The organism is Psychrobacter sp. L7 (genome assembly GCF_002810365.1).
In the GTDB taxonomy this organism is placed as follows: Bacteria; Pseudomonadota; Gammaproteobacteria; order Pseudomonadales; family Moraxellaceae; genus Psychrobacter; species Psychrobacter celer.
Genome location: NZ_NEXR01000013.1, coordinates 1 through 8,913 on the forward strand (window position 1 = coordinate 1; position 8,913 = coordinate 8,913).

Sequence of the window (8,913 nt, forward strand, 5' to 3'; positions counted from 1 at the left end):
AACCATGCACATGATAATGACAACATCCACCATATCAGCGCCTGCTATCTGCCATTTCCGCATCATCACCATATCCCCTTTGGTGAACAGCTGGACAAACTTGGCGCACCGCATCCCAGTCTCACAGGACTCATGAGTGCCAGTATCGTTGATACCGCCAGTGGCAGCGCCGTAGACACTGACCGCAACCACCGCGCTCATATCCGTTACCACTGGCAAAGTGAAGATAGTAGCGACGACAGCAGCCACTGGATACCCATCGCCAGCCACCTCGTCGGCGATCACATGGGACACACCCAGTCTTTGCGTCACGGACAGCACGTCCTCATTGACTTTATTGGCGGCGACATCACCCATCCCATCATCATCGGCAGCACCCATAACGGACAGGGTAACGACGACGCCCAGCACAACCGCATCGCCAGTGACACAGACTTCATCGACGCCACCAGCCCCGTTTGGTTTATCAACCAAAGCCATGCGTATCCCATCGACGGCATCAAAACCCAAAGCATTGATAGCAGTCGCACCGGAGAAGCGACTAAAGACCACGCTATCAACGGCTACAACCAGCTCATGTTTGACGCTCATCCTGACAGTCCACAAATCAACCTGTATAGCAGCAGCTACCAGTCGAGTCTCACCCTCGGTCACCTATACCAACATAGCGACCATACTCGTGGTCAAGCACGTGGACAGGGCATCAGTATAGAGACTGAGGCCGCCGCCAATGTGCAAGGGAGTACAGGTATTCATATCAGCAGTCAAACATCAGGCAGTCAATCAAAGCAGCATATGAGCCATGACAGTCATAGCAAACTGCAAACCGCTGATCAGCATCAACAAGCTTACGCGCAGCTAGCTGACATCCATCAGCCAGTTGGACTAGAAGGCAATGCGAGTAACAAGCAAAGCGGCAATAAAGCAGACAGTCAAACCCCCTTTGCCGAATTCAGCCAAGACACCAACGGCAACAACTTAAACGAATCAGGACAATGGCAACAACCGCATGTACTCATCGACTCCCAGCGTCATCTAGCCCTATTAAGTGGACAACACAGTCAGCATACCAGCACGAAGAGCACGCACAGTCATGCGACAGGTAGTACTCACTATCATAGCCAAACGCAGATGAACCAATTAGTCGCAGGCGACATTCACTATTACTCAAACAAAGCGCAAACCCATACCGCCGCCCATGGCGATGTGACCATACAAGCGCATCAAAGTGAGATGCGCCTCGATAGCGAGCAAGTCCTACGCATTCATAGCCGAGATAATATTGAGATCATCGCCCCTGATACGCTCACCCTAAAAGCAGCAGGGAGCGGTATTGAGCTATCAGGGGGCAATGTGACGTTTATTACGCCTGCTCAGGTGGGATATAAGGCGAGTAAGGTGGTTTGGGGCAGTGGGGGTGGAGAAGCTAAAAACTTAGTGATGAAGCAGATGCAGTTTGAAGCTTGTGAAAAGTTGTCAGAGCAGGCTGAGGACAATCATGCTGCTAGTACCGACTTATAATAAAAATGACTTTCACTCAAATATTACACGCAGATATAAAAGCATGACAGCATAGTGAATATCCAACTGAAAAAACCATTGGGCTTAAGCTTACAGACGCAAACGCTTGACTTTAGGGTGCTTAGCACCTTTGATGTCATCCTTGTTCATCATAGCCAGACAGAATTGATCGCAGAGATTAGCACTGCCTTCCCTGACGCTGTGTATTCATTAGATCAAGAGCTGCTGCGCTACCATATGATTGATAGTCCAGTCATGATCACGCTAAGCTCAGATATTAGTAATATCCTAGAGCTACATTTGCAGCAGTGTGAGCTTCTATCTCGTCATCACGGCATACTCACATTACTGGATTATACCGCACCCAATATAAGAGCGCGAAAAACAAGAATCAGTGCAAAGGAGTATCTACCAGATGATCCTGAATGGCAGCAGCTAATAGTTAATACAACTGATGTAGATAACTCTAAACAAGATGCTAAGCAAATCGCTAGTTCACTAGGATTGAACCAAATCATTCAAAAAGGTTGTCAAAAAAAGCATTTTCGCTACTTAGATGCGCAGGTACTGATTCACCTGTTACCGCTGAAACAGCACCACTATATCGCCAATCGCTATGGCTACCCCAAGCGACTTTGGTTGCCAGTAAATGGCAGTTGGCATAGCTTAAACAATATTCATCACTATAAGCCCAATCAAGTCAGTGCAGCGCAGCGTCTACCAAGATACTGTCCCCTAAGCCAAGCCCAATTGGATAATATCAGTATACTTAATCGCTTCTTTGCCAAAAAAGGCATTGAGGGTAGCGATCTGATACTCAATTACTACGGTACACTGCTTGGCTGGCTTCACAAAGCGAATACGCAACTAATAACAGCGACGCATCTCACCAATACTGTGGATCGTATGACAATGATGAACAGATGGTTATATGAGTGCTATGAACAATCAAATTTAGTGACTGACATTAGATAATTGAGAAATAGGGAATTAGGTTATGGCAGAGCATAATAGGTGTGAGCAGTGTTTGGCTGAAGGGATTACGTTGTTACTTACGCGTTGGGGTTGCACGTTTGAAGATAACGTTGAAATTTATGGTAGATTACTTCGTGAAGGCTATGTTTATATTATTGATAATAATAGAGAGTGGTATGGCTATGTCGTCACACAAAACCGCTATCTAAAACAATTCGATGTGAAAAATGTAGAAAAGACTCCTGGTTTGCCTATCGTTGATTATACTTGTCATAGAGGCGATAACTGTACGGCATTAAACAGCTTTATCCGTATTCCCAATCCAAACAAAGATATCGACACATTATGGGTCGCTTATAGCCCTGTTAAATGGACAAAAGCAGTCATTGAGAAACATCAGAATAACACTGATGGTGCTAAAACTAATAATATGATCGAAGTACCTGTATCTGCTACCCAGTCAAAAAGTGAAACATCTCTAGGTGTTGATTCACAAAATGCTGGCAAATACGAATTATGGGAGTACGATCCTGAAGGAGACGGTAAAAAAGAAGACTTTCAACACTTTCCTATCGAATACCTTGGTTATGTCAATCCGTTTACTAAAAAACCTTATGATCTAGATAAATCAAACGAAAAAGATAAACTCAAAATAGAGCTATCAAAAATAGAAAATAGTGGAAATCGTGTATTGAACGTTTATTTTAATGACGAAATTGGAAAGCTCATTGATTTAAACGAGTTTATGATACAAGCACAACTTGCGTATCGGCCATCAGAAATTGAAGTACACAATTATACAGTAGCGACTCTAATTAGTACTTTAAGAAATAGTATTGACGAGAAAGCGAAAGCTGATGCCCAGCGTCACATAGATAGAGTTAATGAACATACTAAACTGATGCAACCTATGCCTAGATGGGAGGGGGATGGTCCAAGCGAAGCGGAACAGCAAGCAGAAGAACAAAGACGTCAAGAGGGCGCGTCGAGATATTTTGAGCGACAACGACAATCAGCATGGTCAAGCTACAGTAATTTGATTCGTGAAAGCGAAATGAATAGTTGGCTTGCAAATTTTGAAGCAATATCTAAACAGCGTCAAGATGAGCTTTATGAGGTGCTACTAAAGCTATCTAGTTACTACTATGTAGTATTCGAAGGGGAAAGACTTAAAAATATTATGACTAACTGCTTTGACAAGAATGATGAAACAAGCTGCGTTTATTACACACTCACCGTTCAGCAGTTCTTAGGTTCAACCGCTACTATGCCTATGTTGACTGAGTTATACGATTTACACTTATCCCAAAAAGCAGCAAGCGATGATGACAACTATCTAGCACGCGCTTTAGCATTTAATCAAGATCAAGTCCTCAATCACATTGAAGGGCTTCCAGCCATCACGGCAGGATTTACCACAAGTGAGATTGCAACCAATTCATGGTCGGGACTGTTATATACAGGTTCGGCTGCTATATTTGGTAGATATGATGCTATTGCTGATCAAGTAGGAATCACTATTGGGTTAGCCGAACAGCTTGCCGTACCGTTTATGAATAACTATCGAACAGGTCAAACTTTATCTGGACTCATGCTTTCCCAGAAAGAGTACCTATTTGGTTATCATCATGAAAAAGCCCTGATTATAGTCAAAGGACAAGGAAGCTATGCTGATGCAAGAAAAGCGCTAATAAACGGTATTATGCACATCGCAGGAGATGGAAGTTTACCTACTAAAATACGTGAAAGTGTCGATCAAGCACTCAAGACTTCAGGGGAGTCTGCCAGACTCAATAAAACCATTAGTCAAAACTTCATCTACTATATAGATAAAAATCAACTCAGAGCAGGAATGAATGTCTATCAGAATAGTAGTAAAGTCTATTCTGACAAAAACACGTTGAGACAGGTAATTGATCAGTCAGTTAATATGACCTCTGGACTATATGACCAAAGTTATAAGGATTACAAACGTTTTGCAGATATTACCAATCGAAGAATAGAACTAGCGGTCAGAACTCACTACTTCGGTGCAATGCTACAAACTGTGGCATGCGTCTTTTTAGTCAGTGCATTTTTTCAAGCAAAAACTCAAGAGGATAGACTAGTAGAAGGCAGTAAGGCAGCCGCAGGATTGATGGTGTTGTTAGGCGGTAGTTTAGAGCTGCGCGGTAATGCCAGCAAGCTATTGGCAAGTGAGCTTGAATTAGCAAAAGGTGCTGGTCAATCTGTAAATGCTAAAAAATTGTCTGATGCTACTCGTCAAGCTAGTCGATTATCTATAGTTGCAAGAGGTCTAAGTCTTGGCGGTGCGGCGATATTTGCAGGGTTTGACTTTAATTCAGGAAATGAAGCTGGACGTAATGACAATAGCGTCATGCAATATGCTTACTATGGTTCAGCTATAACAGGAATGGGGTCAACATTATTTCTTGCTTTAAGTGCTAGTACTGCGGTAACGGGCATTGGAATTGTCTTACTCGTTGGTTTTATCAGCGTCACCTTATTTATTGGCTATTGGAAAAAAACAGGTATGGAGAATTGGCTCAAACATGGTATTTGGGGAATTAATAGCAATAACTGGTCATTTGAGCATACGCTAGAACAATTTGACCGAGCGGTGGCTGGTGAAGATATTGACCTCGAGGATAACTAAATGATAGATATCAACGGTAGAAATCCTTTTGCAAAATTTACTTATAGAGAAGTTAATCAAAAACTAGACAAAACCTTCGGTATGGGTCTTGGCGGACGAGTTCAGGAACTCAAAGATTTTAAGTGGCTAGATAAAAAACAAGGTTACGACGTACCGCTCTATCCACAGCGTACAGTGGTACAGTTTAACTCAACCTATATGGAATTAACAGGACGTCAAGATAGAATACGTGGAGACGTTACGTTTGGCAGTATATTCTTTTTGACTATCATTAGTATTGGAATATATTACACGACTGCCAGTGTTTTATTAGATATCAGTAAAGGTAATACCTATGCCATTGCCTATGTTGGAGTTATCACAGTCTTACTGATATTAATGGCTATTTATTTACTAGCTCTACTCTCAACCGAACTGTTTACCTATACCTACCTACCGATTCGTTTTAACCGTAAAACACGTAAAGTCTATGTCCGTCAAGCCAATCGTAAAGTCGAAGTCTTTGACTGGGACGAGTTAAAGTTTTATATGGCAACCACTTATAAAGACGGTGGTGATGTTCGCGGTATCACCCTTGCTGACGATGGTATGACCATTACTGGTATGTTTAGCTTGCCCTTTGTCAGTGATTTAACAGCTAAAGAAATACTAGGTGGAACACAACTGAAACAACATTTTGAACTTGTGCGCCGCTATATGGAAGGCGATGATGAGCAACTTATAGAAGTCAAGAATGCTATTCGCTATATTCATCCCGTGCATAAAAAAAGAGAAACACCATTAGTATCCTTTCAGCGAGCTACACTAGCCGCTCTTGATTCAGATGAAAATATGGAATATCCAAAGCAGGCATTAAGACTGCATTGGACACATTTAGCAGTCATCATACAACTATGGCTACGCTATCTAGGACGTCTACTCTCTATCAACACCAGTATTACCCCTAAATTTAGTCCTGAGATTGAGGCAGAGAGTCAGATTGACACGAATGACCCGCACGACTTAAATAAACACTTACCCGAAGGGAATATTGAAGAGGCCAACCAGCCCATTTGGAAAAAGTTAGTCGTTAGCGTCGCACTTATTTTATTCGGTATTGTTATGCTGTTTGCCTTTGCCTTCTTCGTCGACATGATTGGTAGCATTCGTGGGCATCATCCAGACTTCTTTGGTAGATTATGGTATTTGTTTAGCTTTAATTGGTTGTTTTAGAAGAGGAGTTTGTAAGCTTTATCGGCGTCACCCTATTAAGCTTATTTAAAGGCCTTATCGCCTCTTCTGATAATGACATTAAAGAACCACTACATAAATTTGGTGCAAGTATCGCAATTCTTGCTGGAGGTGTGGTACAGCATAGAGCTGACGTCGTTGGTTTAAGAAGGGAGCTCTATGGGGCAGTGCCAACTAATAGTCCTTATAGAAAACTAAAGTTGACTAAAATGGTAGAAGGTACTGAAGTCGCTTACTCAGGTTTAAAGTTTGGGTCTAGAGCACTCAATATCGGAGGGGCAGCTGTCTTTGCTTATTATGATTATCAAGCAGCCCAGGAGAATTATGCTAATGATGATGTCGTAATGGGAACACTATATTTCACGTCTGCTGGCTCAGGCCTTATCTCAACTGGCTTACTCGTATTTGGCGTTAGTGGTTCGTGGGTACCAGTAGCAGGATGGGTCATTTTAGGGGTATCGATTGTCGCTGGTTTGGCTATCATGTGGTTTCAAAAAACACCACTGGAAAAATGGGTCAAGTATGGTACTTGGGGGATAGACTCTAATGGGTGGTCATTAGACTTTGAGAAGGCACAGCTAGAAAAAGCTTCTGAAGGCATAGAAATTGACATTAAGGACAACTAAAAATGAGTGCATATCTTGTAGACATGGAAGGGCGGTTTCGATTAACCAAGAAACCGCCATTTTTGACCCCGGGATATCAAGCCGTCGGGCAAAAACTTGATGATGTAAAAGGTATTTATAAAAGAGTACCGCTGGAAAAAGATAAAACCTATGAGGTGCCATTGCACCCACAACAAACGGTGGTGCAGTTTAATTCAACGTATCTAGAAACCACTGGACGCAATGAAAGAAGGCGCGGTGATGCGGTAGGATGGGGACTGTGTTTAGGGTTTGTTGGAGTGTCCATTAGTAATGGCATCCTGTATATGATTATAAGGTTCACAACAGATTTTGATATCTTATTTCTGAGTGTTGGTATTATTCTCGCCTTGTCTATGCTCTTATTTTTTGTTCCATTAATCAATGCGCTTTCAACCGAGCTGTTTACCACATGGCATTACCCAATTCGCTTTAACCGTAAAACGCGTAAGGTCTATGTCCGTCAATATAACCGTAAAGTAGAAGTGTATAACTGGGATGACTTAACCTTTTTTATTGCTTATATCAATGAAGACAGAGACATTAGAGCGGTAACCTTTGATAAAGATGGCAAAACTGTGACAGGCATGTTTGCGCTTGCCTTTCAAAACAATGTCATAGATCAGAGCTTAATCAGTTATTTTGAGTTTATCCGTCGTTATATGGAAGGTAACGATGAGCAGCTAAAAGAAGTCAAAGAAGCCATACGCTATATTTATCCTATTCATAAAAAACGTGAAACACCCCTGATGTCGTTTAAGCGTTTGATACTTAATGAAGTCCATTATGATCATGAGAATATAGAATATCCTGAGCGGACTTTTAGAATACATCCTGTACAACTAATTACCTTACCTATGTTGGTACTACGTTATATCGGCCGTGTGATCTCCATGCTGACCAGTTATCAGCATCGCTTTAGCAAAGCTATTGAAGCGGAATGTCAGATCGATCCTAATGACCCTTATGATCTAAATAAGCATTTGCCTGAAGGCAATATGGAGCAGCGTAAGCAGCCTATTTGGAAAACGGTGGCTTATAGCGTAGGAATTGCCATTGCTACTATTGCTATGCTATTCGTAGGCGCTTTTCTTATAGATATGATGGGTGCTGCAAGACCACATGGTGACTATCCGAGCATGGTCGATAAGCTCTGGTATGTGGTTAGTTTGGGGTGGTTGTTCTAATGAATCATTGGCTACCTCACGCCCACGCGTGTCCAACAGATATCAGCACATCGCTACTCGCCTGTGCCGATATTGCCCAAGAGAAGAAAAATAAGGGCTTAACAGGACTACGCCATGAAGTGACAGTTATGGGATGGTTGCGAGCCTGTACAGTTAGCTTTTTAGACCTTGCCGAAGGTAATATCTATCAATCAAGCGCTAATCCTGCCTTGCATCCTGAAGTTCAGCGTCGGCTCATGTGGGATGGAACAAACAACCCATATAATATCTTACCTGTCACAGCAGAGCGCCAAGCGGCTTTTGCAAACCAAAATCAAACCGTTAAGCGGAAATGGTATTCAGGTATTGCTGTGAATGCGACGTGGTTTATTGGGTCTATATTGTATGTGATGTTGGTGATTGCATAGATAGTTTATAATGCTTTCAATAATAGGAAGTCAGCCATAGCTATCTAAACGACGACGGACTGGACAAACTTTCGACTCGCTATCAGAAAAGCAAAGTGCAATTGGCTAATATAGGTAGTCTTACAGGCAATATCCGTCACTTGAGTCTACCCAGCGTCCACGACATTGCAGGCAATCCTTATGTCACTGAACCAATAAGCCTAGTCTCCATTCACCACAGTATCAACAACCACATACCAGCGGACTGGCTTGGACATGCGCCCTTTGACCCGATAACCTTGCAGCCCAATACA

At 42.4% G+C, this 8,913-nt stretch carries 8 protein-coding genes; all 8 read left to right on the forward strand.

What is annotated here, in order from left to right:
- A partial coding sequence (locus CAP50_RS12360) for a DUF2345 domain-containing protein (RefSeq protein WP_153045448.1) occupies positions 1 to 1,521 on the forward strand: 1,521 nt, incomplete at its 5' end.
- Between the two features lie 54 nt (positions 1,522 to 1,575).
- Positions 1,576 to 2,496, forward strand: coding sequence for a hypothetical protein (locus CAP50_RS12365; RefSeq protein ID WP_100750121.1), 921 nt, complete (start codon positions 1,576 to 1,578; stop codon positions 2,494 to 2,496).
- A 22-nt stretch (positions 2,497 to 2,518) separates the two neighbouring features.
- On the forward strand, positions 2,519 to 5,152 hold the full coding sequence (locus tag CAP50_RS12370) for a T6SS effector BTH_I2691 family protein (RefSeq protein ID WP_100750122.1): 2,634 nt from the start codon (positions 2,519 to 2,521) through the stop codon (positions 5,150 to 5,152).
- Positions 5,153 to 6,364: a DUF6708 domain-containing protein gene (locus tag CAP50_RS12375; protein ID WP_100750123.1), complete on the forward strand. Its 1,212-nt coding sequence runs from the start codon at positions 5,153 to 5,155 to the stop codon at positions 6,362 to 6,364.
- Positions 6,352 to 7,008, forward strand: a complete 657-nt coding sequence (locus CAP50_RS12380) for a hypothetical protein (protein WP_100750124.1) — start codon at positions 6,352 to 6,354, stop codon at positions 7,006 to 7,008. Before CAP50_RS12375 ends, CAP50_RS12380 begins: the two co-directional genes overlap by 13 nt.
- A gap of 2 nt (positions 7,009 to 7,010) precedes the next feature.
- Positions 7,011 to 8,213 carry a DUF6708 domain-containing protein gene (locus CAP50_RS12385; protein ID WP_100750125.1) on the forward strand — a complete coding sequence of 401 codons (1,203 nt, stop codon included), beginning with the start codon at positions 7,011 to 7,013 and terminating at the stop codon, positions 8,211 to 8,213.
- The gene (locus CAP50_RS12390; protein WP_100750126.1) at positions 8,213 to 8,620 is read left to right on the forward strand and encodes a hypothetical protein; all 408 of its coding nucleotides are present in this window, start codon (positions 8,213 to 8,215) and stop codon (positions 8,618 to 8,620) included. Before CAP50_RS12385 ends, CAP50_RS12390 begins: the two co-directional genes overlap by 1 nt.
- A gap of 101 nt (positions 8,621 to 8,721) precedes the next feature.
- A partial coding sequence (locus CAP50_RS12775; protein WP_206747243.1) for a hypothetical protein occupies positions 8,722 to 8,913 on the forward strand: 192 nt, incomplete at its 3' end.